Raw genomic sequence first — 24,825 nt, 5'->3', positions numbered from 1 at the left:
GTCGCGCCCGGAGCGGGAGCACCGCTGTTCGGCGAGCAGCCCACCCCTGCGCAGCCGGTTGCCGAGGTTCAGACCGACGCGCGGTCGAGCTCGACGAGCTCGGAACGCTGCAGCTCGACGGATGCCGCCGTGAAGAGCGAGTCGAGCTGCTCCGGTCGGCTCACCCCGACGACCGGTGCCGCGACGGCGGGTCGGGCCAGCAGCCAGGCGAGCGCGACGGTAGCCGGCTGGATGCCCCGCGCGAACGCGATGTCGTCGATCGCCGCGAGGACGCGGTGACCGCGGCGCCCGAGGTGCCGTGCCACGCGTTCGCCGCGCGCGTCATGCCGGACCTCGGCCCGACGGCGGACCCGACCGCCCAGGAATCCGTTGGCGAGGGCGAAGTACGGCAGCACCGCCAGCCCCTGCGCGTGGGCGACCAGTTCGGGTGCTCCCTCGAACGACCGGCGGTCCATGAGGCTGTATCGCGTGGTGAGCGCCTCGATGCGCGGCAGGCCGTTCGCGGCGAGGACGCGGGCCTCGATGAGGCGCTCGGGCGAGAAATCGGCCGCCCCCAGCGTGACGACCTTGCCGGCGTCGATGAGCGCGCCGACCGCCCCGAGCGTCTCGGCCAGCGGAACGTCCGGGTCCTCGCCGTGCAGGTACAGCAGGTCGATGCGGTCGGTGCCGAGCCGCTGGAGGGAGTCCTCGACGGCGGCGCGGAGCGTGTGCGGGGCGAGTCCGGTGCGGTCGTGGTGGTGGCCGACCTTGGTGCTGACCACCATGCGGTCGCGGGTGCCCCTCGACGCCATCCAACGGCCGATGATCGACTCGCTGCGGCCGGCGGCGTAGCTGTCGGCGGTGTCCACGACGGATCCGCCGAGCGCGGCGAACCGGTCCAGGATCCGTTCGGCGTCCTCGTTGCCGAGCGTCCAGCCGAACATGCTGCCGCCGAGCGCAAGCGCATGGGCCCTGATGCCGGTCTCGCCGTAGAGCCGCTGACGCGGGACCGCGATCGGCCCCGAATGCACGTTCGTCTCGACGAGCTCGACGCTGAGCCCACCCTGCTCGACCCGGCTCGCCCCGATGCTCGCCGTGCGTTCGCGGGTCATGGTGTGTCGACCGGTCACGCGGATCCTCCTCCCCAGGATTGGCTCCGAGCGTATGTCGAACCCCCCGACCGGACAGGAAACGAAACGTGAACCGTTACCGAATCGTTGGCTGAATCCTCCGTTTCGACGCCCGTTCGGGGGTCATATCGATTCGATGCCCCCGGATCTGCGGATGACCTGCTCCGCTTGCCGGAGCACGGGGCCGTCCACCATCCGCCCGCGGAACGCGAACACACCGGACATCCCCTCCGCGGCGGCGACCACGGCGCGCGCCGACTCGAGCTGCTCGGCGCTCGGCAGGTAAGCCGACCGGACCACCGGCACCTGGGCCGGATGCACGCACGCGGTCGCGGCGAATCCGAGGGCGGCGGCGTCCTCCGTCTCCGCACGGAGCCCCGGCTCGTCGTCCAGGTCGAGGTGCACGGCGTCGATCGCCGCGGTCCCGTGCGCGGCGGCCGCGAACAGCACCTGGGCCCTCGCGACGCGCGCCGCATCGCGGTAGGTGCCGTCGGCGCGCCGGCTGGAACTGCCGCCCAGCGAGGCGACGAGGTCCTCCGCGCCCCACATCAGCGCGGACACGTTCGGCAGGTCGGCGAGCGCGTCGGCCGCGAGCACGCCGCGCGCGGTCTCGCAGAGCGGGATCACCTCGACGTCGTCGAGCCCGACGACATCGACGGTTCCCTCGCACTTGGCGAGCATGGCGGTGCGGTACGGCGACGCGGCGAGCGCGGCCACGTCGAGCGCCCGGTCGGGCGTGGACGCCGGGTTCAACCGGACGATCACGCGTTCGGGATCGATCGGGTTCGCGACGAGCGCGTCGCGCGCGGCCTGCTTGCGCTCGGGCGCGACGGCGTCCTCGAGGTCGAGGATCACGGCGTCGGCGCGTTCGAGCGCCTTCGCGTAGCGGTCCGGGCGGTCGGCGGGGCAGAAGAGGATCGCCGGGCCGAACCGGAAGACCGGGCGGGTCATGATCCGCTCCCGTCGCCGAGCACCGACGGGTCTGCGTCCGCCGGGGCCGGGGCAGGGCCACGGCTGCCGGCGAGCCGCTCCCCCGCCTCCCTGGTCCACACGAGCATGGTGCGCGTCGCGGTCGCGACCACCTCGCCGCGCTGGTTCCTGGCGGTGTGCGCGAGGGTCAGCACGCCCTCGCCGGGCCGCGACGACGAGAGCCGCTTCGCCACGACCGTGCTCTCGCCGTAGAGCGTGTCCCCTGCGAACACCGGCTTCGGGAAGGCGACCTCGCCGAATCCGAGGTTCGCGACGAGGGTGCCGAGCGTGAGCTGCGCGACCGACTGCCCGACGAGCGTCGACAGGGTGAAGAGCGAGTTCATCAGCGGCGCGCCGAACGGCTGGTGCGCGGAGAACTCGTGGTCGAGGTGCAACGGTTGCGGGTTCATCGTGAGAGTCGTGAACAGCACGTTGTCGGCCTCGGTCACCGTGCGTCCCGGCCGATGCAGGTACCGGACGCCCTCCTCGAACTCCTCGAACCAGAGCCCGCGCTGCACGACCTCGCGCATCGGGGCGGCCTCCTGCCCGGCATCCGTCATCGCCTGCTCCTCCCGCTGCGGTCCGCGGCTACGCCGTGAGTCCGAGCTCTCGCGTGATCACCATCATCTGCACCTCGGTGGTGCCCTCGCCGATCTCGAGGATCTTCGAGTCGCGGTAGTGCCGGGCGACCACGTTCTCGTTCATGAAGCCGTAGCCGCCGAAGATCTGCGTCGCATCGCGCGCGTTGTCCATCGCCGCCTCCCCCGAGACCATCTTGGCGATCGACGCCTCCAACTTGAAGGGCTTGCCGGCGTCGAGCTTGCGCGCCGCGTCATGCCACGCGAGCCGCGCCTGGTGCACGCGCGCCTGCATCCGGGCGATCTTGAACGCGATGTGCTGGTTGCGCCCGATGGGCTCGCCGAACACGACCCGCTCCTTCGCGTATCGCAGCGCCTGCTCGAGGCATCCCTGGGCCGCACCGGTCGCGAGCGCGGCGAACGCGATGCGTCCCTCGTCGAGCGCCTGCAGGAAGTTGGCGTATCCGCGTCCACGCTCTCCCAGGAGGTTCTCCTTCGGCACCCGGACGTCGGTGAAGGTCAGCGGATGCGTGTCGGAGGTGTTCCAGCCGACCTTGTCGTAGGAGGGTCCGACCTCGAAGCCGGGCGTGCCGTTGGGCACGATGATCGCGGAGAGCTCCTTCTTGACCGTGCCGTCGTCGAGGGTGCGTTCACCGGTGACCGCGATGATGGTGACCAGCTTCGTGATCTCCGAACCGGAGTTCGTGATGAACTGCTTCGACCCGTTGATCACCCACTCGTCGCCGTCGAGCACGGCCGTGGTCTTCGTGGCTCCCGCGTCCGAGCCCGCGCTCGCCTCGGTGAGCCCGAACCCGCCGAGCGCCCGGCCGGCGATGAGGTCGGGCAGGAACTCGGCGCGCTGCGCGTCGGTGCCGTAGCGGTAGATCGACATCATGCCGAGGCCGACGCCGGCCTCGAGGGTGACACCGATCGACTGGTCGACGCGTCCGAGCGCCTCCACCGCGAGGCAGAGGTCGAAGTAGCTGCGCCCCTGGCCGCCGATCTCCTCGGGGAACGGCAGGCCGAACAGGCCGAGGTCGCCCATCTGCGCGATGATCTCGGTCGGCAGGCGGCGCTGCGTGTCGTACTCGTATGCGGCGGGCGCGACGACGGTGTCGGCGAAGTCCTTCACCTTCTCGTAGAGCGCCTGCTCGTCTGCGCTGAGCTGGTAGTTCACGGCGTGGTCCTCATTCCTCGTGGGCGGGTGCGGTGGCTGGCCCCTCGTGGGGGTGGATCCTCGCGACCGGCTGGTCGCGGGAGACCTGGGCGCCGACGGCGACGGCGACGCGGACGACGCCGTCGACGGGCGCGGTGACGCGGTGCTCCATCTTCATCGCCTCGATGGCGACGACGGCGGTACCCGCGGCGACGGACGCCCCGTCCTCGACGAGCACGGCGGTGACGGTGCCTGGCATGGGTGCACGGAGTTCGGGGTCGGCGGAGCCGCCACGTTCGAGGCGCGCCAGCCGGTCGCGGAGCGCCCGGTCGCGGGCGACCGGGCGGAACGCGGCGGTGCGGCCGCCGGCGTGGGCCCAGACGGTGCCGTCGGCGGCGAGCGCGGCGGTCGCCGGATCGGCCGGACGAGCGCGGTCGGTGCCGTGGAGCGGGAGTTCGACGACGGATGCCTCGCCGCCGGCTCCTGCGACGGGCTCGAGCACGACCCGCTGCGGCCGGTGCTCGCCGACGCGCCATCCGGTGGATCGCTGCCAGGCCCGCGACGGGCGGCGCCCGCCCGCGCCTTCGGCGGCGACGGCAGCTGTCCCGCTGCTCGCCAGCAGGTCGGCCGCGGCCCTCAGCAGGTCGGCGGTCGCGGCCTCCTCGGCCTGCTCGGGCAGGGCGTCGATCAGCCCGGTCGTGAGGTCGCCGCGCCGCACGTCGGGTTCGGCGATCAGCCGGCGCAGGAAGCCGACGTTCGTCTCGACGCCGAGCACGACCGTGTCCGCCAGTGCGCCGTCGAGCCGCTCCAATGCCTCGGCACGGGTCTGCGCCCAGGCGATGACCTTGGCGAGCATCGGGTCGTAGTGGGCCGTGACCTCCTGATCCGAGCGGACGCCCGCGTCGACGCGGATCCCGTCGCCGGTCGGCGCCGCCCACCGCAGCAGGCGCCCCGTCGACGGCAGGAACCCGCGCTCGGGACTCTCGGCGTACACGCGCGCCTCGATCGCGTGCCCGTCGAGCACGACGTCGGACTGCCCGAGCGCCAGCGGCTCGCCCGCGGCGACGCGCAACTGCTGCTCGACGAGGTCGATGCCGGTCACGAGCTCGGTCACGGGGTGCTCGACCTGGAGCCGCGTGTTCATCTCGATGAAGAAGAACTCGTCGGGTGCGGCATCCGACACCAGGAACTCGACCGTGCCGGCGCCGCGGTAGCCGACGCTCTCGGCGGCCCGGCAGGCGGCCTCGCCGATGCGCGCGCGGGTCTCGTCGTCGAGCAGCGGCGACGGTGCCTCCTCGATCACCTTCTGGTGACGTCGCTGGAGCGAGCACTCGCGCTCGCCCAGGTGGATGACGGCGCCGTGCGCGTCGGCCAGCACCTGCACCTCGATGTGGCGCGGGCGCTCGATGAACCGCTCGATGAGGAGGGTGTCGTCGCCGAATGCCGCACGCGCGATGCGTCGGGCTGCGGGCAGGGCCTCGGCGAGCTCGGCCTCGTCGTGCGCGAGCTGCATGCCCTTGCCACCGCCGCCCGCAGACGGCTTCACGAGGACCGGGTAGCCGACGCGCGCGGCCGCGTCGATGAGCGCCTCGTCGGCGAGCGCTGCGCCGTCCGTTCCGACGCCGGAGACGCCCGGCACTGTGGGGACGCCGGAGGCGTCGACGTGCGCCTTCGCGCGGATCTTGTCGCCCATGACCTCGAGCGCCCGCTCGCCGGGCCCGATGAACGTGAGGCCCGCGTCGGCGCACGCCCGCGCGAACCCGGCGTGCTCCGAGAGGAATCCGTACCCAGGGTGCACGGCCTGCGCGCCCGTCTCGACGGCGGCGGCCACGATGCGCTGCGGGTCGAGGTAGCTCTCGGCGGCGGCCGCCGGGCCGATGCGCACGGCGGTGTCGGCGAGGGCGACGTGCGGGGCGTCCGCGTCGGCATCCGAGTACACGGCGACCGAGTGGATGCCGAGGCGCCGGAGCGTGCGGATGACGCGGACGGCGATCTCGCCTCGGTTCGCGACGAGCACCCGGTCGAAGGGCCGGGCTGCAGGCGTCATCGCGGGGGTCTCGGGATTCGGGGCCAGCGGGTTCGAGATCTGGGGGTTCGAGGTCATCTCGGTCACATCCGGAAGAGGCCGAAGCGGGGCTCGGGCAGCGGGGTGCGGCTCGCGAGTTCGAGCGCGAACGCGAGGACGGTGCGGGTGTCGGCCGGGTCGATGATGCCGTCGTCCCAGAGCCTCGCGGTCGAGTGGTACGGGCTGCCCTGCTGCTCGTACCGCTCGCGGATCGGCGCGCGGAACGCGGCCTCGTCATCGGCCGACCACTCCTCGCCGCGCACGGCGAGCTGGTCGCGCTTGACCGTCGCGAGCACCGAGGCGGCCTGCTCGCCGCCCATCACCGAGATGCGGGCGTTGGGCCACATCCAGAGGAACCGCGGTGAGTAGGCCCGGCCGCACATCGAGTAGTTGCCGGCGCCGAAGGAGCCGCCGATCACGACGGTGAGCTTCGGCACGCGGGTCGTCGCGACCGCGGTGACCATCTTCGCACCGTGCTTGGCGATGCCGCCCGACTCGGCGTCGCGGCCGACCATGAAGCCCGAGATGTTCTGGAGGAAGACGAGCGGGATGCCGCGCTGATCGCACAGCTCGATGAAGTGCGCGCCCTTCACCGCGGACTCGCTGAACAGCACGCCGTTGTTGGCGACGATGCCCACCGGGTGGCCGTCGAGATGCGCGAACCCGGTGACGAGGGTGTCGCCGTACTCCGGCTTGAACTCGTCGAACTCGCTCGCGTCGACGATCCTCGCGATGACCTCGCGGACGTCGTAGGGCTGCTGCACGTCGACGGGGACGGCGGCCGTGAGCGCCGCGGAATCGACGGCGGGCGGGCGCGACTCGCGCATGTCCCAGGCTCGTTCGCGCGGCAGCGGGAGCGTCGCGACCATGTCGCGGACGAGTTCGAGGGCGTGCTCGTCGTCTTCGGCGAGGTGGTCGGCGACGCCGGACACGCGGGCGTGCAGATCGCCGCCGCCCAACTCCTCCGGGGTCACGACCTCGCCGATGGCGGCCTTCACGAGCGGCGGCCCGCCGAGGAAGATCGTGCCCTGGTCGCGCACGATGACGGTCTCGTCGCTCATCGCGGGCACGTACGCGCCGCCCGCGGTGCACGAGCCGAGCACCGCGGCCAACTGCGGGACACCGCGCGCCGAGAGGTTCGCCTGGTTGAAGAAGATCCGGCCGAAGTGCTCGCGATCGGGGAACACGTCGTCCTGCAGCGGCAGGAACGCTCCCCCGGAGTCGACGAGCGAGACGCACGGCAGGAAGTGCTCTGCAGCGACCTCCTGCGCGCGCAGGTGCTTCTTCACGGTCATCGGGTAGTAGGTGCCGCCCTTGGTCGTCGCGTCGTTGCAGATCACCATGACCGGCCGCCCGTGCACGAGCCCGACGCCGGTGATGATGCCGGCGCCCGGCGAGTCGCCGTCGTAGAGGCCGTCGGCTGCGAGCGGCGAGAGCTCGAGGAACGGGCTGCCCTCGTCGAGCAGGCGGTCGACCCGGTCGCGCGGCAGCAGCTTGCCCCGAGCGACGTGGCGGTCGCGGGAGGCCTCTGGCCCGCCGAGGGCTGCCGCACGCAACTTCGCGCGGAGCTCGTCGACGAGGGCGGCGTGGGCTTGCTGGTTGGCTCGCGCGGTGTCGGATGCCTCGTCGACGGTCGTTCGCAGTACGCCCATTCCCGCCTCTTCGTCGTGGCGACGGGCGCACCGGTTCGGTTAACGCCCACTAACTCAATCAGGTTAGCGACCATTAACTGAAACGGCAAGCACCCGACCTCACCCCAACGAGTCCACGAGCCGGCGTGCGCCGTACTCGAATGCGGCATCCACGTCGTCGCGGTCGTCGCCGAGCCGGAAAGCGCCCGAGAGCTCCATCGACACGAACCCGTGCACCCACGCCGTCAGGAGCCTTGCCGCGGCGAGCGCATCCGCCGGCCCGACCGCCGCGGCGGTCGCGGCGAGCAGCGGTCCGGCCGCATCTCGGAGCACCCCGCGGTCGGGCCGCGCCCCGTCGGGCAGGCGCGCGAAGACCAGCAGGTACGCCTCGGGCCGGGCGTGCGCGAAGGCGCGCGCCGCCCGCAGGAGTTCGAGGAGCAGCGAGTCGGGCGTCGTCCCGTCCGACCGACCGAGTTCGGCGGCCGCCCCGTCGAGCGCGACGCCGAGGTCGGCGGCCGCCCGCTCGGCGACGAGCTTCAGCAGCGCGTCCCGATTGCGCACGTGCTTGTAGAGCGAGGGCGCGCGAACGCCGACCTCGGCGGCGACGGCCTGCATGGTGACGGCATCGACACCGCCGCGATCGAGCAGCAGGGTCGCGGCGTCGAGGATCTGCGGAGCAGAGGTGCGGCTCGGCGTGGGCATGGAGGCTCCCTGGGTTCGCGGCGAGAGAACAGCTATTGACAGTAGCCATCATAGCTATGTACCGTAGCCATCATGCAACTCCGCCCTGGACTCCACCGCATCGGCAACGATCTCGTCGCCTGCTACCTCGTCGTGACCGATGACGGCATCACCCTCGTCGACGCCGGCATCCCGGGTCAGTGGAAGGATCTCCTCGCCGAACTCGAGGCCATCGGCCGCAGCGTCGGCGATATCCGCGGCGTCGTGCTGACGCACGGCGACACCGACCACATCGGATTCGCCGAGCGGCTCCGCCGCGAACACGAGGTGCCCGTCTTCGTGCATCGGGGCGACGCCGCCCGCGCCCGCGGCGAGGAGCGCACGAACCCGGCGTGGGGGCGCCTCCGCTTCGGCCCGACCGCGAGGTTCCTCTGGTACTCGGGACGCCGCGGGGGCCTCCGCCCCGAGTACCTCCACGAGGTGGTCGAGGTCGACGCCGGCACGGTGCTCGACCTGCCCGGCTCGCCCGAGCTCATCGCGATGCCCGGCCACTCCCCCGGCAGCGTCGCGGTGCACGTCCCCGCGGTCGAGGCCGTCTTCGTCGGCGACGCACTGACGACCCGCCACGTGCTCACGGGGGCCGAAGGCCCGGCGGCAGCGCCGTTCACCGACGACCCCGAGCAGGCCCTCGCATCACTCGACCGACTCGCCGGACTGCGCGCGGCGACCTGGGTCCTCCCCGGTCACGGCGCGCCGTGGGACGGCGGCGTCGACGAGGCGATCCGACGGGTACGGGCCTCGGTCACGGCTTGACCGGGCGGCTCGACCGGGCGGCTTGACCGGGCCGGGGCATCCGGTTAACCTGCATTCACTGAAAACGGAACGCGAGGTGCCGCCCATGTCCCCACCTGCGGAGACGGCTGCGGAGACGGTCGCTCCCGTGACCGCGCGCAGCCTGCGCAAGGCCGACCGGCGCGACGCGCTCGTCGCCGCGGCCGCCGCGCTCTTCGCGGAACGCGGGTTCGCGGGCGTGACGCTCGAGGACCTCGGCAGCGCCGCAGGCGTCTCGGGGCCGGCGGTCTACCGGCACTTCCCCGGCAAGGGCGCCGTGCTCGCGGCGGTGCTCGTCGACGCGAGCCGCGGCCTGCTCGACGGCGGACGCACGACCGTCGAACGCGCCGAGGACGCCGACGGCGCCCTGCGCGACCTCATCGCCTTCCACGTCGATTTCGCGGTGGCGAACGCCGACGTGATCCGGGTCCAGGACCAGGACCTCGCGAGCCTGCCCGACGACGAGGCGCACGAGGTGCGGCGCCTGCAGCGCGCCTACGTCGAGCTCTGGGTCGACGTGCTCGGCCGGCTCCGCGACGACCGGCCGGCAGCCGAGCGTCGCGTTCGCGCGCACGCCGCGTTCGGGCTCATCAACTCGACGCCGCACAGTGCACGCGACCTCGACCACCGACCCGACGACCGCGAGGTCCGGGCGATCCTCGAGCAGATGGCGTGGGCGAGCCTCACCGCCTGAACACGTGACGCGGACCCGCCCGGCCTGCTCCGCGGACCCACCCGGGCCGGCTCAGACGGCCGCGAGCTGCTCGATGCGGTGCGCCAGGCGCAGGTCGCGGGCGGTCACCCCGCCGACGTCGTGCGAGCTCAGCTCGAACGTGATCCGCCCGTATCCGAGCCTCACGTCGGGGTGGTGCTGCATGACCTCGGCGACCTCGGCGACACGGTCGAGCAGGCGCACCGCGCCGAGGAAATCACCGGTCTCGTAGCTGCCCACCAGCCGGTCGCCGTCCTGCATGAAGGCCGTGCCGACGAGGTCGGTGCTCGTCTCGTCCGCCTCGAGGATCCGCCGGTCGTCGTCACCCGTGTCCATGCCCCCGCCTTCCGTTCCCCCTCAGCACATGGTGAGGGCTCGGCCGGGATCGCGCAAGATCGCACCCACGTCGACGAGGAACCGCGAACCCTGCTGGCCGTCGACCAGGCGGTGGTCGAAGGACAGGCTCAGGGTCATCACCTCGCGGAGTGCGATCTCGCCGCCGAACTCCCACGGGCGACGGTTCACGGCCCCGACCGCGAGGATCGCCGCCTCGCCGGGATTCAGGATCGGGGTGCCGGCGTCGACGCCGAAGACCCCCACGTTCGTGATCGAGATCGTGCCGCCCGCGAGATCCGAGGGCGTCGCGCGGCCGGACCTGGCGGTCTCGGCGAGCACGCCGATCGCGTCGGCCAGCTCCAGCAGGTTCATCCGGTCGGCGCGCTTCACGTTCGGCACCACGAGACCGCGTTCGGTCGCCGCGGCGATGCCGAGGTTGACGCCCTCGTACTGCACGATCTCCTGCGCCTCGTCGTCCCAGCGAGAGTTCACCTCGGGCGTCCGCGCGGCGGCGATGCAGACGGCCTTGGCGACCATCGCCAGCGGCGTCACCCGGTGCCCGGACATCGCCCGGTCCTCGCGCAGCGAGCGCAGCAGTTCCATGGTCGCGGTCACGTCGACCGTCAGGAACTCCGTCACGTGCGGCGCCGTGAACGCGCTGCGCACCATGGCGGCCGCGGTGTGCCTGCGCACCCCGCGGATCGGGACACGGGTCTCGCCGGGCGCGCCGGCGGACTCGGGCGCGCGCGATCCGCCGGCGGTACCGGACGCGGACGCGGCGGATGCCTCGGCCGCCGCGGGAACCCGGGATGCCGCTGCCCCGGATGCCTCCGCAGCGCGCTCGACGTCGGACCTGGTGATGAGGCCGCGTTGGCCGGTGCCGTCGAGCCGCTCGAGGTCCACGCCGAGGTCGTGGGCGAGCTTGCGGACGGGCGGCGTCGATCGCGGGCGCTCGGCTCGGGCCGGCTGAACGGTGGGCGCGTCGGGCTCGCTTGCCGCCGCGGGGGCGTGCTCGGATGCGAACTGGGATTCCGGCTGTCGCCGCGGCCGACGCCGGTGCGGAGCCTGGTCGGCCATCGCGCCGTAGCCGACGAGGGTCGGCTCGCGCGTCGTGCCGGTGTCCGCGCGGTCGGGCGAGGCCGCGTGCGCGACGGCGTCGCCATCGGCAGGGGCATCCGCTCCGGGCTCGGCGACCCGACCAGGGGCGACCTGACCAGGGGCGACCTGCGCCGGGGCATCCGCACCGTCGCCCGTGTCGCAGGAGAACAGCCGCTCCCCGACGTTGACCGTCTCGCCGGGCTCCGCGTGGAGCGCGGTGACGACGCCCGCGTAGGGCGACGGGAGTTCGACGACGGCCTTGGCGGTCTCGACGTCGGCGACGATCTGGTTGAGCTCGATCCGGTCGCCGACGGCGACGCGCCAGGCGACGACCTCCGACTCGGTGAGTCCCTCACCGAGGTCGGGCAGCGCGAAGTCCCTGATCATCGTGGTCACGCCTCCGCTCCGCTCAGCGAGTTCGGCCGGCCGAGCACGCGATCGACGCCGTCGAGGATCCGGTCGAGGTCGGGCAGGTGGTGGCGCTCGAGACGGGCCGGCGGGTAGGGGATGTCGTGGCCGGTGACCCGCACCGGCGCATGCTCGAGGAACTCGAAGCACGACTCGGTGATGCGCGCCACGATCTCGGCGCCCATGCCGCCCTGCTCCCCCGCCTCGTGCACGACGACGAGCCGGCCGGTGCGCCGCACCGAGGCCTCGATCGTCGCGAAGTCGATCGGGGCGAGCGAGCGCAGGTCGATCACGTCGAGCGAGACGCCGTCCTCACGCGCTGCGACGGCGGCGTCCGCGGCCGTCTGCAGGAGCCCGCCGTACGCGACCACGGTCGCGTCGCCGCCGGACGCGACGGTTCGGGCGACCCCGGGCGGCGGTGCGTCCGCGAGGTTCGCCTGCTCGTCGACGTCGCCCTTCACGTGGTACCGGCGCTTCGGCTCGAAGAACACGACCGGGTCGTCGCTCGCGATCGCCTGCTGGATCATGACGTAGGCGTCGGCTGGGTTCGAGCAGGCCATGACCCGCAGGCCCGCGGTGTGGGCGAAGTACGCCTCGGGCGACTCGGAATGGTGCTCGGCTGCGCCGATGCCGCCGCCGAACGGGATGCGGATCGTGATCGGCATCCGCACGTGGCCGCGCGAGCGGTAGTGCAGCTTCGCGACCTGCGCGACGATCTGGTCGAACGCCGGGTACACGAACCCGTCGAACTGGATCTCGACGACCGGGCGATACCCGCGATACGCGAGTCCGACCGCGGTGCCGAGGATGCCCGCCTCCGACAGGGGCGCGTCGACCACCCGGCGCTCGCCGAACTCGGCCTTCAGGCCGTCGGTCACGCGGAACACGCCGCCGAGCGTGCCGATGTCCTCGCCCATGAGGACCACGCGCTCGTCGGCCTGGAGCGCGCGCCGCATACCGGCGCCGAGCGCCTTCGCCAGCGTCATCGTCGTCATCGGGCACCTCCTTCGCGGCCGCCGTGACCGCCTTCGGCCGGTCCGTCGTCGTAGAGGTCGAGGTACCGTCCGTACCGGGCGCGCTGCCGGTCGAGGTGGCTGTTGGGTTCGGCGTAGACGTGGTCGAACACCGTCATCGGCTCCGGATCGGGAAGGCTCGTGATGGCGGCGCGCAGGCGGACGGCGGCGTGGTCGGCGGCGGACGCGGACTCCTCGCGGATCGCGACGACATCGGCACCGGATGCCTCGAGCAGCGCGTCGACCCGTGCGAGCGGGTCCCGCGCACGCCACGTCGCGAGATCGTCCTCGGTGCGGTATCTCTTCGGGTCGTCGGCCGTCGTGTGCGGGCCCATCCGGTAGGTCACCGCCTCGATGAACGTCGGCCCCTCGCCGCGGCGTGCCCGGGCGAGCGCCATGCGGGTGACGGCGAGTACCGCGAGCACGTCGTTGCCGTCGACGCGGATGCCGGGCATCCCGAACCCGTCGGCGCGTCGCGCGAGGGCCTGGCGCGACTGGAGGCCGACCGGTTCCGAGATGGCCCAGCCGTTGTTCTGGCAGAAGAAGACGACCGGTGCCTGGAAGCTCGAGGCGAACACGAGGGCCTCGTTCACGTCGCCCTCGCTGGTCGCCCCGTCGCCGAAGTACGCGATCGCCGCGGCATCCGAGCCGTCCCACGCGGCGCCCATCGCATAGCCGACGGCGTGCAGCGCCTGCGCGCCGATGATGATCTGCGGGATCGCCATCGACCGCTCGAACGGATCCCATCCGCTCGCCTGGGTGCCCCGCCAGACGGCGAGGAGCTCCGCCGGCTCGACGCCGCGGATCCATGCGAGCGCGTGCTCGCGGTAGCTCGAGAAGACGAAGTCGTCGTCGCGGAGCGCGCGGCCGGAGCCGATCTGCGCGGCCTCCTGGCCGGCGAGCGGCGGCCAGAGCGCGAGCTCCCCCTGACGCTGGAGCGCGGTGGCCTCGGTGTCGATGCGACGGATCACGGTCATGTCGCGGTGGAGGCGCGCGAGGTCGTCGAGGTCGACGTCGGCGACCCAGGCGTCGTACTCGGGATCGGCGAGCCGCTCGCCGCGTTCGTCGATCAGCCTGACCATCGGGGTGGTCTCGGTCAGGAGTGCCGCTTCGGGTGGGGTCATCGTCGATCCTCCGCTCGGCGGACCGCCTTGTGGGCTCTCGTCCGCGTCCGGCTGCGCCGCCGGATACCGCGATCGTAGGCCGATCACGCAGTGCGCTCAAGCATTACGCGATCGATCGAGCATGTCGCCAACCAGGAGCCGGTCAGGAGCGGCTATATTGCGCAGTATGGCTGGTTACGACACCGTCGATCGATCCCTGCTCGCGGCACTCGCCGCCGACCCGCGTGCGACCGTCGTGGCGCTCGCCGAGCGGCTGGGCCTGAGCCGGAACACCGTGCAGGCCCGCCTGGCGCGACTCGAGGCATCCGACGCGTTCCGCTCGTTCGAGCGTTGCATCGATCCGGCGCCGCTGGGCTACCCGCTCGAGGCGTTCATCAACGTGCACGTTCGACAGAAGGTGCTGAGCGAGGTCGTGGCGCGCATCGCCGAGATCCCCGAGGTGATCCAGGCCCACGGACTCTCGGGCCAGGTCGACCTGCTCGTGCGCGTGGTGGGCCGGGACGCGCACGACCTGTTCCGCATCGACGGCGAGATCCTCGCCATCGACGGCGTCGAGCGCACCGAGACCGCGCTCGGCATGGGCGAACTGATCCCCTACCGGTTGTCGCCGCTGCTCGGGCGCTGAGTTCGCGAGGGCCGCGCGCCAACCCCGCGAGTTGCAAAGAAACCCTTGCAACATTTTCTTTGCAAGAGTATCTTTGCATCATGACCAGGCGTGAACCACCGGACCTCACCGCGGAGCCGAGCAGCACCCGCCACCCGCTCATCGACCACGTGCTGCCGTCGGCGAGCCTGAAATCGCTCGCCCACCCGTTGCGCGTGCGGATCTACGACGAGATCTCGATGTACGGGCCGCTCACGGCCTCGGGCCTCGGCGAGCGACTGGGTGAATCGAGCGGTGCGACGAGCTACCACCTGCGCCAGCTCGAGAAGGCCGGCCTCGTGCGCGAGGACACCACGCGCGGCAAGGGCCGCGAACGCTGGTGGGAGCGCACGCCCGGCTCGGTCGCCACCCCCGACACCAGGACGCTGGCCGCGGGCAGCGCCGAACGCCTCGCCGTGAAGCTCATCGAAGACGAGTGGTTCCGCTCCCGCGACCGGAACCTCCGCGAGTTCCTCTCCGAGGGCGACGCGGTGTTCGGCGACGAATGGCACGACGTCGCCACGACCGACACGATCAACATCCGGCTCACGCCCGCACAGCTCGCCGCACTCGTGCACGACATCGACGAGGTGCTCATGCGCTACATCGACGCGTACAAGCGCACGCCGACCGCGGGCGCCTACCCCGTGCAGATCCACGTCAACGCATTCCCGCTCATCCGCGGCGAACCGACCGAGGCAGCACCGACCGCGGCACCACCGACCGAGGCACCGCCGACCGACGCACCGCCGACCGCGGCACCGCCGACCGCACGTCCCGAAGGGAGCACGACATCATGACCGCCACCATCAACCCCGGAACCGGGTTCCTCGCCGGCGCCGCCGTCCGCACCGGACTCGGACTCGCCGGATGGGGCATCCGCAGGTCGCGCCGGCTCGGCGACCGCGATCGACAGCTCAGCCGCATCGAGGCCCGCGCCGCCGCCGAACGAGCCCTGGGAGAGCGCGACGCGCTGCTGCGCAGCGCGGTGTTCCAGCCGCGGTGATCCGGCGACGCCGGCGTCATTCGCCGACCCCGCGGCGCAACCACGCCGAAACGACGGATGCCCCGCCCGAATCCCTTCGAGAAGGGTTCGGCGCGGGGCATCCATGTGCCGGAGCTGCGCTCAGGAGCTGAGGATCAGACCTCCGCGCCCTCGGCCGGGGCCTCGGCGTGCACCGGCGCGGTCTCGCGACCGTTGGTGTCGGCCGACTCGGTCTCGGCGACGACCGGCGCGAGCGACAGCTTGCCGCGGTCGTCGATCTTCGTGATCTCGACGAGGATCTTCTGGCCGACGCCCAGCACGTCCTCGACGTTCTCGACGCGCTTGCCGCCGGCGAGCTTGCGCACCTCGGAGATGTGCAGCAGGCCGTCCTTGCCGGGCAGCAGCGAGACGAACGCACCGAAGGTCGCGATCTTCACGACCGTGCCGAGGAACTGCTCGCCGACCTCGGGGTTGGTCGGGTTGGCGATCGCGTTCACCTGGGCGCGGGCGGCCTCGGCCGACGGGCCGTCGGTCGCGCCGATGTAGACGGTGCCGTCCTCCTCGATGGAGATGTCGGCGCCGGTCTCGTCCTGGATCGCGTTGATCGTCTTGCCCTTCGGGCCGATCAGCTCGCCGATCTTGTCGACCGGGATCTGCATGCTGATCACGCGCGGCGCGGTCGGGGCCATCTCGTCCGGACCGTCGATCGCGGCGTTCAGCACCTGCAGGATCGTCGTGCGCGCGTCCTTCGCCTGCGTCAGCGCGCCGGCGAGCACCGAGGCGGGGATGCCGTCGAGCTTCGTGTCGAGCTGGATCGCGGTGACGAACTCGCTGGTGCCGGCGACCTTGAAGTCCATGTCGCCGAGCGCGTCCTCGGCCCCGAGGATGTCGGTGAGCGCCGCGTAGCGGGTCTCACCGTCGATCGTGTCGGAGATGAGGCCCATCGCGATGCCCGCGACCGGGGCGCGCAGCGGCACGCCGGCGTTGAGCAGCGACAGGGTCGACGCGCAGACCGAACCCATCGACGTCGAGCCGTTGGAGCCGAGCGCCTCGGACACCTGGCGGATCGCGTAGGGGAACTCCTCGCGCGTGGGCAGCACCGGCACGAGCGCACGCTCGGCGAGCGCGCCGTGGCCGATCTCGCGGCGCTTGGGCGAACCGACACGACCCGTCTCACCCGTCGAGTAGGGCGGGAAGTTGTAGTTGTGCATGTAGCGCTTCTTGGTGACCGGGCTCAGCGAGTCGATCTGCTGCTCGAGCTTGAGCATGTTCAGCGTGGTGACGCCCAGGATCTGGGTCTCGCCGCGCTGGAAGATGGCCGAGCCGTGCACGCGGGGCACGACCTGCACCTCGGCGTCGAGCGGACGGATGTCGGCGAGGCCGCGACCGTCGATGCGGACGCCCTCTTCGAGGACGCGCGTGCGCATGACCTTCTTGGTGACCGACTTGTACGCGGCGGACACCTCGGCGTTGGCCGACTCGGGCAGCTCGCCCGCCTCGACCTTGGCCGCGATGTGCTCCTTGACGCGCGCCTTGAGGGCGTCGTCGGCGTCCTGGCGCTCGACCTTGCCGGCGATCTGGTAGACGTCCTTGAGCTCGGCGCTCGCGAACGCCGCGACGGCGTCCTTGACCGCGTCCTGGTAGGGCGGGAACGTCGGGTAGTCGGCGGTGGGCTTGGCGGCGGTCTTCGCGACCTGCTGCTGCGCCTCGACGAGCTGCTTGATGAACGGCTTCGACGCCTCGATGCCCTGCGCGATGACGGCCTCGTCGGGCTTGACCGCACCGGCCTGGATGAGGTCCCACGCGTTGTCGGTGGCCTCGGCCTCGATCATCATGATCGCGACGTCCTGCGAGCCATCGGCCTCGGTCACGACACGGCCGGCGACGACCATGCTGAACACGGCGTCGGCGAGCTGCGTGTGCTTCGGGAACGCGACCCACTGGCCGTCGATGAGCGCGACGCGCACACCGGCGACCGGGCCCGAGAAGGGCAGGCCGGACAGCTGCGTCGAGAGCGACGCGGCGTTGATCGCGAGGACGTCGTACAGCTCGTCGGGCTCGATGGCGAGCACGGTGACGACGACCTGGACCTCGTTGCGCAGGCCCTCGACGAACGAGGGGCGCAGCGGGCGGTCGATCAGGCGGCAGGTGAGGATCGCCTCGGTGGAGGGGCGGCCCTCGCGGCGGAAGAACGAGCCGGGGATGCGGCCCGCGGCGTACATGCGCTCTTCCACGTCGATGGTCAGCGGGAAGAAGTCGAAGTGCTCCTTCGGCTGCTTCGAGACGCTCGTCGCCGAGAGCAGCATGGTCTCGTCGTCGATGTAGGCGACGGCCGAGCCCTGCGCCTGCTGCGCGAGGCGGCCGGTCTCGAACCGGATGGTGCGGGTGCCGAAGCGACCGTTGTCGATGGTCGTCTCGGCGAACGTGATCTCAGGACCTTCCAAGAGGTCTCTCTCCTTTGTTTACCGTCGCACCCCGTGTGGGCGCGACTCGTACGCAGGAGCAGGAACAGGCAGATATGAGCGGCACAGGATGTCTCCGCTTGCGCTGGCCACCAGTAGAAGTCCACCACTCGCGCGCCGCCCGGCGCCTCGACTGGTGATCCACCACAGGGGACCAGCTTCCTGCCGGCCTGCTCCGAGGTGATCGATATGGGATGCTTCGCCCTCGCGAAGAGGGCGGCAGTCACACGGACCACCGCAATCAGCCTAGCAGGCAGCGGCGATTCAGGCCGCGTCAACCCTCTCGCGGCATCCGGCAGATGGGTGGACGATGGCCTCGCAACCGGCATCGGCGCCGGGTATCCGGCGCCTTCGAGACAGGAGGATGCCATGGGTTCCGTCGCAAGGGTCACCACCATCACGTCGCGCTCGGATCGGAGCTTCGAGGACGCCGTGTCCACCGGCGTCTCACGGGCGACCGAGACGCTCCGCAATGTGAGCGGCGCGTGGGTCAAGGAGCAGAAGGTCGAGGTCGCCGACGGCACGATCACGGGGTGGTCGGTCACGCTCGAGGTCACGTTCGTCCTGGACTGACCGTCGACCGGGCGGACCGGCTCACACCAACGATCGCGGGCCGCTGCCCGCGATCACGGGCTGCAGCGCACCGTGCTTCGCGACGAGCCCATCGCCGGCGGTCCGGCCCTGGAGGCGGCGCAGCACCCACGGCGCCGCGTGTCGGGCGACCCAGACGGGCGTCGACACCCGCGTCGGCGCGTCGGATGCCGCATCGGGTGCGTGGAGCGCGACGTCGAGGGCGCCGAGCGCGGAGGCATCCGGAACGCCGAGCGCCCGCGCCGCAGCGTAGGCGAGGGCACGGTGACCGGCCGAGTTCAGGTGCACCCGGTCCGCCGCCCAGTGATCGGCGACGATGAGCGACTCGTCCGAGGCGACGTCGAGGAAGGTCGCGCCGGCCTCGCGCACCAGGGGTTCGAGGCGCGCGTTGAAGCGGTCGAACCTCGCCCGCAGGCGTCCGAGCCCCCGCGTCCGCGGCATGAACGCCGACACCACGAGCACATCGGGACCGGTCGCCCGGACGTCCGCGACCGCCCGACCCAACTCGATCGCGAGCGCGCGCGGGTCGGATGCCGCCTTCACGAGGTCGTTCGCCCCGACCAGCACGGTCACGAGGTCGGCGCCGAGTTCGCGGGCGAGCGGCAGCTGGGCGCCGACGACGTGCCGCACCCGACGGCTGCGCACCGCGAGATTGGCATACCCCAGCCGGTCGGCGCCGTCGGGATCGGCGAGGGCGACGAGCATCGCGAGCCGGTCGGCCCAGCCGCGGTACACGCCCGGCGTGCGCGAGTCGTCGCACAGGCCCTCGGTGATCGAGTCGCCCACGGCGACCATCCGCCGCCACGGATCGGCGCGGCGGGAATACGGCGTGGACGACGAGTCCCTCGACTGCACCTGAGGGGGCGAGGACTCGATGGCGGATGCCGCTCCGCACCGACCCGGGCCGGTCCCGCGCGGCGGGGTCGCAGTCGGGGTCGCGGTCGAGGCCGCCGTCGCCGGCGGCATCGCTCGCGGCGGGGCATCCGTCGTCACCCGCCCCTCGATGGCGTCCTCGTAGTGGCCGACGAGCTCGTCGCCGAGGCGCGCCCAGCCGCGTCCCCCGACCGAGGCGCGCGCGGCGATCCCGAACGCCTGGCGCTTGGCCGCGTCGCCGACGAGGTCCTCGACGCGCGCCCGGAGGTCGCCGAGGTCGCCGGGTCGGTAGAGCCAACCGGTGCGGCTCGACTGCACGAGGTCGACCGGGCCGCCCCGACCGGTGGCGACCACCGGCACGCCGCTCGCGAGCGCCTCCTGCACGGTCTGGCAGAACGTCTCGTGCTCCCCCGGGTGCACGAACACGTCGAAGGAGGCGACCGTCTCGGCGAGCGCGACACCCGACCGGAATCCGGTGAAGACCGCCCCGGGCAGCACGCGTTCGAGGGCGGCGCGCTCGGGGCCGTCGCCGACGACGACGAGTCGCACGCCCGGCAGCCCTGCGAACGCGGCGAGGTCGCCGACCTGCTTCTCGGGGGCGAGCCGACCGACGTAGCCGATGACGACCTCGCCGTCGGGGGCCAGTTCGCGACGCACCGACTCGCTGCGTCGTGACGGATGGAAGAGTTCGGTGTCGACGCCGCGCGCCCAAGGGCGCACGCGCTCGACGCCCAGGCCCGCGAGCCGGTCGCGTGCCGCCGAACTCGGCGCGAGCGTCAGCGTCGCCCGGTTGTGCAGACGGATGAGGTGGCGTTCCAGGGCCGGTCGGGCGATCGGGAGCCCGTACCGCTCCGCGTAGGCGGGGACATCCGTCTGGTAGACGGCGACCGCGGGGATGCCGACCGTGCGCGCCGCCTGCACGCCCTGCCACCCGAGCACGAACGGCGAGGCGAGATGCACGACGTCGGCGTCGAACCCGTGCAGCACCCGAGCCAGCTGCGCGGTCGACGCGAACGCCAGGCGGACATCGGGATACCCCGGCAGCGGCACCGAGCGCAGGTACCGCGCCGCCGCTCCCGGCGGGACCCCGACGCCTTCCAGCGTGGCATCGGGCTCGCCGCGCCCGGCACGCGGGGCGATGACGAGGACCTCGTCGCCACGAGCGTGCAGGTGCTCGATCACCCGGAGCAACGAATTGACCACCCCGTTCATCTGGGGCAGGAACGTCTCTGCGAACAGCGCGACCTTCACGCGTCCAGCGTGACGGCCGCCCGATCCCGACGCAGCGCATCCGGGCGCCGATCGTCGAGTGTTCACGAGGCGTTGTCCCCCGCTTCCGGCGCGGTTCCCCGGGCGACGAGTTCGTCATCCGCCGGTCGCCGCGCGTTCACCACGGCCGTTCACGATGTTGCGGTGGAAGAGGCCCTGCTCGCGATGGCGTCATCGCCGTGGTTGTGGCCCGCGCTGTTCGCCCTCGTCGTGGGCGACGCGTTCCTGGTCGTGCTGCCGAGCGAGACGGTGGTCGTCGCACTCGGCGCGCTCTGGTCGGCGACCGGGGTGCCGCCGATCGCCCCGGTCGTCGCCGTCGCGACCGCGGGCGCCGTCTGCGGCGACGGCCTCTGCTACCTCATCGGGCGCCGCGTCGGGCTCGACCGCTGGCGCTGGCAACGTGAGGGCCGGGTCGCCGCAGCCATCGCCCGGGCCGCGGCCACCGTGCAGCGGCGCACCGCGGTGCTCGTGTTCACGGCGAGGTACGTGCCGTTCGCGCGCATCGCGGTGAACCTCGCGGCGGGTGCAGCCCGAGTGCCGCTGCGTCGATACCTTCCGCTCTCGTGCGGGGCCGGCCTCGCGTGGGCGGCCTTCAACACGTTCGTCGGCGCGCTCGTCGGTCGGGCGCTCGGCGATCAGCCGGTGCTCTCGGTCGTGGTCTCCGTGCCGGCGGCGATCATCCTGGGATTACTCGTCGACCGGCTCGTGACCGTGATCGACGCCCGCCGCGCCCGCGCTCGCTGAGCGCACTGCCGACACGCACCCAGCTCGCGCCGACCTCGCGCCGACCTCGCTCCGGCCTCGCGCCGACCTGCGTGACGACCGTTCGTCGCAAACCCCCCGTTCGGGGTTGCGCTCGATCGGCGATCGTGAATATGTTAACGGCGAATCACATTTGCAGGATGGACTGCAGATGGAGCGGGCTCGATGACGCGCCACTGGAGGAGTGCCATCCGCCCTACGGGAAAGCAGGTGGCCTCGTGCCCGAATTGAACCGACGAACCGTCCTGACGCTCGGCGCCGCGCTGGGCCTGACCGGCGCGGCGGCAGCCGCCCCGGGCGTCGCCTCGGCGGCACCGCGCGCGTGGTCGTGGTCGCCGGCAGGCTCCGTGATCGGCAGCGGATCGGGTGTCGACCCGCAGTGGGTCTGGGACGACGAGATCGACCAGATCATGGCGAACGTCATCACCAGCGGCCAGACCGCGCAGGTCAACACCGCCATGCGGAACTGGGTCAACAACTGGCAGCCGGTGCCGAGCGGACTGCCGGCGCCGCTGAAGGGCTGGTTCGCCGAGCACGTGAAGATGCCCGACTGGGCCGACATGTCGAAGCTGCGCCGCGCCGCCGCGTTCAACCGCCGCGCCGAGATGTTCCTGTTCTTCATCTACGGCATCGGCGGCGGCATCATGTCGACCGTCATCCCCCGCGAGGCGCGCTCCGTGTACTGGTCGAAGGGCGGCGCTGACATGCAGGACCGCGCGGCCAAAACCTTCTCGTTCGGCTACGACCTCTCGAACCTCAACGCGTTCGAGTGGTCGGGCGAGTTCAAGGTGACCTCGAACAAGACCCGCATCGTCCACGCCGCCGTCCGCCATCTGCTGCCGCAGTCGCCGCACTGGCAGGCATCCGGACACGACGAGACGATCCCGATCTCGAACGCCGACATCCTCGTCACGTTCCACAGCACCGGCACCTTCGCGCACAAGAAGATGAAGGAGTGGGGCGTGCGGATGTCGGCGGCCGAGGAGGAGGCCTTCCTCCACTCGTGGCAGGTCGCGCTGCACTACCTGGGCGTCCGCGACGAATACATCCCGGCCACGTGGGACCAGGCGCACGCGCAGGCGGCCCAGACGCTCGACCCCATCATGCAGTGGACACCGGAGGGACAGGACCTCGCCGAGGTGCTGCTGGGCCTCACGGCGCAGATCGACCTCGGGGTCACGCGCGGGTTCCTCAACGAGTTCGTGCGCTACCAGCTGGGCGACCAGATCGGCGACTGGCTGGGGCTCTTCCGCGACCCGGTCTCCCGGACGCTCATCGAGGAGGGCTGGCCGATCTACGTCAAGTTCCGCGACGGGCTCATCCCGGTGCTCCCGGTCACGTTCTGGGTGTTCGACAAGTTCATCCGGGGCCTGGCGATGGCGTTCCTGAACCGCTGGCAGTCGCCGTCGACGACGCCGATCGAGGTGCCGGACATGAACCGCCCGATGTGAATCCGCATTCACCCTGGTCGAGTGAGGGTCACCTCACTCGACGAGAGGCGCCCCGCTCGTGCGGGGCGCCTCTCTCGCGAATCATCCGACTCGGCCTCCCGGCCGGGCGCGGTCACTCCCCCGCGAGACCGCCCACGAGGTGGCCCGCCGGCCGGTCGAGGGCGAACGGGTCGATCACGCGCTCCGAGCGGTCGGTGCGTTCGACGAGCTCGGCGAACTCCGCAGCTCCCCGGAAGATGCGCTCGGGCAGCGACCGCACCCCGTCGCCGTTCCCGCCCCAGTCGCTCGTCGCGGCGAACACGCCCGTCGTGACCGGGATCGCGTGCAGGTAGGTGAACAGCGGACGGATCGCGTAGTCGATCGCGAGCGAGTGCCTCGGCGTGCCGCCGGTCGCCCCGAGGAGCACCGGCAGGTCGGTGAGCGCCTGCGGGTCGATCACGTCGATGAAGCTCTTGAAGAGCCCGGCGTAGCTCGTGGTGAAGATGGGCGTGACGGCGATGAGGCCGTCGGCCGTGGTGAGCCGCTCGAGCACCCCCTCCAGCTTCGGCGGCGCGAAGCCTAGCAGCAGTTGGTTCGCGATGTCGTGGGCGAGGTCGCGGAGTTCGACGAACTCCACCTCGACCTCGATGCCGCGCTCGCGAAGCTGGGCGACGGCGTCGCCCGCGAGGCGGTCAGCGAGCTGCCGGGTCGAGCTCGGCGTGGACAGGCCCGACGAGACGACGATGATGCGCTTGGTCATTTCGATGCTCCTTCGAACGTTGAGGTTCCGGCTGCCGGCCGCGTCAGCGGGTCGCCGCAGGGCCGAAGGCCGAGCCGGCCTTCGCGGGGGCCGGCACGGGGGCCGGCGAGTCCTGGTAGGGCGAGCCGACGGTCAGGTTGTTGCCGCCCGCGGCGTTCGGCGTGGCCTGCCGCGGCTCGGCGTCGCCGTACGTCGCGCGGACGAGCGACGCGTGGGTCGGGGCATCCGGCACCTGAGCGGAGCGGTTCGTCGCGAACTCGCGACGCAGCACGGGCACGACCTCCTCGCCGAGCAGGTCGAGCTGCTCGAGCACGGTCTTCAGCGGCAGGCCGGCGTGGTCCATGAGGAAGAGCTGGCGCTGGTAGTCGCCGACGTAGTCGCGGAACCCGAGCGTCTTGTCGATGACCTCCTGCGGGCTGCCGACGGCCAGTGGCGTCTGGGCGGTGAAGTCCTCAAGGCTCGGGCCGTGGCCGTAGACCGGCGCGTTGTCGAAGTAGGGGCGGAACTGCCGCAGGGCGTCCTGCGAGTTCCTCGCGATGAACGCCTGGCCGCCGAGGCCGACGATCGCCTGGTCGGCGCTGCCGTGACCGTGGTGCTCGAAGCGCTGCCGGTAGAGGGCGATCATGCGCTGCGTGTGCGACGCGGGCCAGAAGATGTGGTTCGCGAAGAAGCCGTCGCCGTAGCTCGCGGCCTGCTCGGCGACCTCGGGTGTGCGGATCGACCCGTGCCAGACGAACGGCGGCACGCCGTCGAGGGGCCGCGGCGTCGAGGTGAAGCCCTGCAGCGGCGTGCGGAAGCGGCCCTCCCAGTCGACGACGTCCTCGCGCCACAGGCGGTGCAGCAGCTCGTAGTGCTCGAGCGCGAGCGGCAGGCCCTGGCGGATGTCCTGGCCGAACCACGGGTAGACCGGGCCGGTGTTGCCGCGACCCAGCATGAGGTCGATGCGACCGCCCGACACGTGCTGGAGCATCGCGTAGTCCTCGGCGATCTTCACCGGGTCGTTGGTGGTGATGAGCGTGGTCGCGGTCGAGAGCTGCAGCGTCGAGGTCTGCCCGGCGATGTAGGCGAGCGTGGTGGTGGGCGACGACGACCAGAATGGCGGGTTGTGGTGCTCGCCGAGGGCGAACACGTCGAGCCCGACCTGCTCGGCGTGCTTGGCGATCGTGATGGTCGCCTGGATGCGCTCGGCCTCGGACGGCGTGCGGCCGGTCGTCGGGTCCTGCGTGACGTCGCTGACGGTGAAGATTCCGAACTGCATCTCGCCCTCCTGGGCTCCTCGTGTGGCGTTGGGCCACTTTCCATGCATCTGCATTCAAATCTACCGAACGGATGCCCGGGC

23 protein-coding genes are annotated in these 24,825 nt (G+C 71.9%); 8 read left to right on the top strand and 15 right to left on the bottom strand.

What is annotated here, in order from left to right; all coding sequences use genetic code 11:
• Window positions 1-68: 68 nt before the first annotated feature.
• From ELQ40_RS07535 to ELQ40_RS07505, 7 genes are all read right to left on the bottom strand, one after another.
• On the bottom strand, window positions 69-1,109 hold the full coding sequence (locus tag ELQ40_RS07535) for an aldo/keto reductase (RefSeq protein WP_240665993.1): 1,041 nt from the start codon (window positions 1,107-1,109) through the stop codon (window positions 69-71).
• Window positions 1,110-1,232: 123 nt separating this feature from the next.
• Entirely contained in the window at window positions 1,233-2,060 is an 828-nt protein-coding gene (locus tag ELQ40_RS07530; protein ID WP_127793134.1) for a CoA ester lyase, read from the bottom strand.
• Complete coding sequence (locus tag ELQ40_RS07525; RefSeq protein ID WP_127793133.1) at window positions 2,057-2,638, bottom strand: MaoC family dehydratase; 582 nt, start codon at window positions 2,636-2,638, stop codon at window positions 2,057-2,059. The genes ELQ40_RS07530 and ELQ40_RS07525 overlap by 4 nt, the downstream gene beginning before the upstream one ends.
• A 28-nt stretch (window positions 2,639-2,666) precedes the next feature.
• Window positions 2,667-3,833, bottom strand: a complete 1,167-nt coding sequence (locus ELQ40_RS07520) for an acyl-CoA dehydrogenase family protein (RefSeq protein ID WP_127793132.1) — start codon at window positions 3,831-3,833, stop codon at window positions 2,667-2,669.
• A 10-nt stretch (window positions 3,834-3,843) separates the two neighbouring features.
• Window positions 3,844-5,859, bottom strand: coding sequence for an acetyl-CoA carboxylase biotin carboxylase subunit (locus ELQ40_RS07515; protein ID WP_127795190.1), 2,016 nt, complete (start codon window positions 5,857-5,859; stop codon window positions 3,844-3,846).
• A 62-nt stretch (window positions 5,860-5,921) separates the two neighbouring features.
• Window positions 5,922-7,529, bottom strand: a complete 1,608-nt coding sequence (locus ELQ40_RS07510; protein ID WP_127793131.1) for a carboxyl transferase domain-containing protein — start codon at window positions 7,527-7,529, stop codon at window positions 5,922-5,924.
• A gap of 99 nt (window positions 7,530-7,628) precedes the next feature.
• Entirely contained in the window at window positions 7,629-8,210 is a 582-nt protein-coding gene (locus ELQ40_RS07505) for a TetR/AcrR family transcriptional regulator (protein ID WP_127793130.1), read from the bottom strand.
• A 72-nt stretch (window positions 8,211-8,282) separates the two neighbouring features.
• Between ELQ40_RS07505 and ELQ40_RS07500 the strand changes: the two genes are divergently transcribed.
• Both ELQ40_RS07500 and ELQ40_RS07495 read left to right on the top strand, forming a co-directional pair.
• The gene (locus ELQ40_RS07500; protein ID WP_127793129.1) at window positions 8,283-9,002 is read left to right on the top strand and encodes an MBL fold metallo-hydrolase; all 720 of its coding nucleotides are present in this window, start codon (window positions 8,283-8,285) and stop codon (window positions 9,000-9,002) included.
• Window positions 9,003-9,087: 85 nt separating this feature from the next.
• Window positions 9,088-9,714 carry a TetR/AcrR family transcriptional regulator gene (locus ELQ40_RS07495; protein WP_127793128.1) on the top strand — a complete coding sequence of 209 codons (627 nt, stop codon included), beginning with the start codon at window positions 9,088-9,090 and terminating at the stop codon, window positions 9,712-9,714.
• A 51-nt stretch (window positions 9,715-9,765) separates the two neighbouring features.
• Here the strand turns inward: ELQ40_RS07495 and ELQ40_RS07490 are convergent, their stop codons facing one another.
• From ELQ40_RS07490 to pdhA, 4 genes are read right to left on the bottom strand one after another with little or no spacing between them, the layout of a single operon-like run.
• A complete protein-coding gene (locus ELQ40_RS07490; RefSeq protein WP_127793127.1) occupies window positions 9,766-10,068 on the bottom strand; it encodes a 4a-hydroxytetrahydrobiopterin dehydratase in 303 nt (100 codons plus the stop codon).
• A gap of 21 nt (window positions 10,069-10,089) precedes the next feature.
• Window positions 10,090-11,553, bottom strand: coding sequence for a dihydrolipoamide acetyltransferase family protein (locus ELQ40_RS07485; RefSeq protein ID WP_127795189.1), 1,464 nt, complete (start codon window positions 11,551-11,553; stop codon window positions 10,090-10,092).
• A gap of 5 nt (window positions 11,554-11,558) precedes the next feature.
• Window positions 11,559-12,569: an alpha-ketoacid dehydrogenase subunit beta gene (locus ELQ40_RS07480; RefSeq protein WP_127793126.1), complete on the bottom strand. Its 1,011-nt coding sequence runs from the start codon at window positions 12,567-12,569 to the stop codon at window positions 11,559-11,561.
• Window positions 12,566-13,711, bottom strand: a complete 1,146-nt coding sequence (pdhA, locus tag ELQ40_RS07475) for a pyruvate dehydrogenase (acetyl-transferring) E1 component subunit alpha (protein WP_127793125.1) — start codon at window positions 13,709-13,711, stop codon at window positions 12,566-12,568. Before pdhA ends, ELQ40_RS07480 begins: the two co-directional genes overlap by 4 nt.
• Window positions 13,712-13,877: 166 nt before the next feature.
• Here pdhA and ELQ40_RS07470 point away from each other — a divergent pair, with 166 nt between their 5' ends.
• The 3 genes from ELQ40_RS07470 to ELQ40_RS07460 all read left to right on the top strand — a co-directional run bounded on the left by ELQ40_RS07470 (window position 13,878) and on the right by ELQ40_RS07460 (window position 15,360).
• Complete coding sequence (locus ELQ40_RS07470; protein ID WP_127793124.1) at window positions 13,878-14,336, top strand: Lrp/AsnC family transcriptional regulator; 459 nt, start codon at window positions 13,878-13,880, stop codon at window positions 14,334-14,336.
• 80 nt (window positions 14,337-14,416) lie between these two features.
• Window positions 14,417-15,154 carry a transcriptional regulator gene (locus ELQ40_RS07465; RefSeq protein ID WP_127793123.1) on the top strand — a complete coding sequence of 246 codons (738 nt, stop codon included), beginning with the start codon at window positions 14,417-14,419 and terminating at the stop codon, window positions 15,152-15,154.
• A complete protein-coding gene (locus ELQ40_RS07460; protein ID WP_127793122.1) occupies window positions 15,151-15,360 on the top strand; it encodes a hypothetical protein in 210 nt (69 codons plus the stop codon). Before ELQ40_RS07465 ends, ELQ40_RS07460 begins: the two co-directional genes overlap by 4 nt.
• 134 nt (window positions 15,361-15,494) lie before the next feature.
• On the opposite strand, the gene ELQ40_RS07455 is transcribed toward ELQ40_RS07460, so the two are convergent.
• Window positions 15,495-17,783: a polyribonucleotide nucleotidyltransferase gene (locus tag ELQ40_RS07455; protein WP_127793121.1), complete on the bottom strand. Its 2,289-nt coding sequence runs from the start codon at window positions 17,781-17,783 to the stop codon at window positions 15,495-15,497.
• A 387-nt stretch (window positions 17,784-18,170) separates the two neighbouring features.
• On the opposite strand from ELQ40_RS07455, the gene ELQ40_RS07450 reads away from it, so the two are divergent.
• The gene (locus ELQ40_RS07450) at window positions 18,171-18,374 is read left to right on the top strand and encodes a dodecin family protein (protein ID WP_127793120.1); all 204 of its coding nucleotides are present in this window, start codon (window positions 18,171-18,173) and stop codon (window positions 18,372-18,374) included.
• Between the two features lie 21 nt (window positions 18,375-18,395).
• Here ELQ40_RS07450 and ELQ40_RS07445 read toward each other — a convergent pair whose 3' ends face one another.
• On the bottom strand, window positions 18,396-20,516 hold the full coding sequence (locus tag ELQ40_RS07445; RefSeq protein ID WP_127793119.1) for a glycosyltransferase: 2,121 nt from the start codon (window positions 20,514-20,516) through the stop codon (window positions 18,396-18,398).
• Between the two features lie 162 nt (window positions 20,517-20,678).
• On the opposite strand from ELQ40_RS07445, the gene ELQ40_RS07440 reads away from it, so the two are divergent.
• Together ELQ40_RS07440 and ELQ40_RS07435 are read left to right on the top strand one after the other, a co-directional pair.
• Window positions 20,679-21,278: a DedA family protein gene (locus ELQ40_RS07440; RefSeq protein WP_240665992.1), complete on the top strand. Its 600-nt coding sequence runs from the start codon at window positions 20,679-20,681 to the stop codon at window positions 21,276-21,278.
• A gap of 236 nt (window positions 21,279-21,514) precedes the next feature.
• A complete protein-coding gene (locus ELQ40_RS07435) occupies window positions 21,515-22,747 on the top strand; it encodes an oxygenase MpaB family protein (RefSeq protein WP_127793118.1) in 1,233 nt (410 codons plus the stop codon).
• A 112-nt stretch (window positions 22,748-22,859) separates the two neighbouring features.
• Here the strand turns inward: ELQ40_RS07435 and ELQ40_RS07430 are convergent, their stop codons facing one another.
• Entirely contained in the window at window positions 22,860-23,486 is a 627-nt protein-coding gene (locus ELQ40_RS07430) for an FMN reductase (RefSeq protein WP_127793117.1), read from the bottom strand.
• A gap of 43 nt (window positions 23,487-23,529) precedes the next feature.
• Window positions 23,530-24,744, bottom strand: a complete 1,215-nt coding sequence (locus ELQ40_RS07425) for an LLM class flavin-dependent oxidoreductase (protein ID WP_127793116.1) — start codon at window positions 24,742-24,744, stop codon at window positions 23,530-23,532.
• Between the last annotated feature and the right edge of the window lie 81 nt (window positions 24,745-24,825).

Origin of the sequence: Agromyces sp. LHK192 (assembly GCF_004006235.1) — a bacterium.
GTDB lineage: Bacteria > Actinomycetota > Actinomycetes > Actinomycetales > Microbacteriaceae > Agromyces.
The sequence above is the reverse complement of the archived record's forward strand: the minus strand, read 5'-3'. Positions and strand labels throughout refer to the sequence as shown.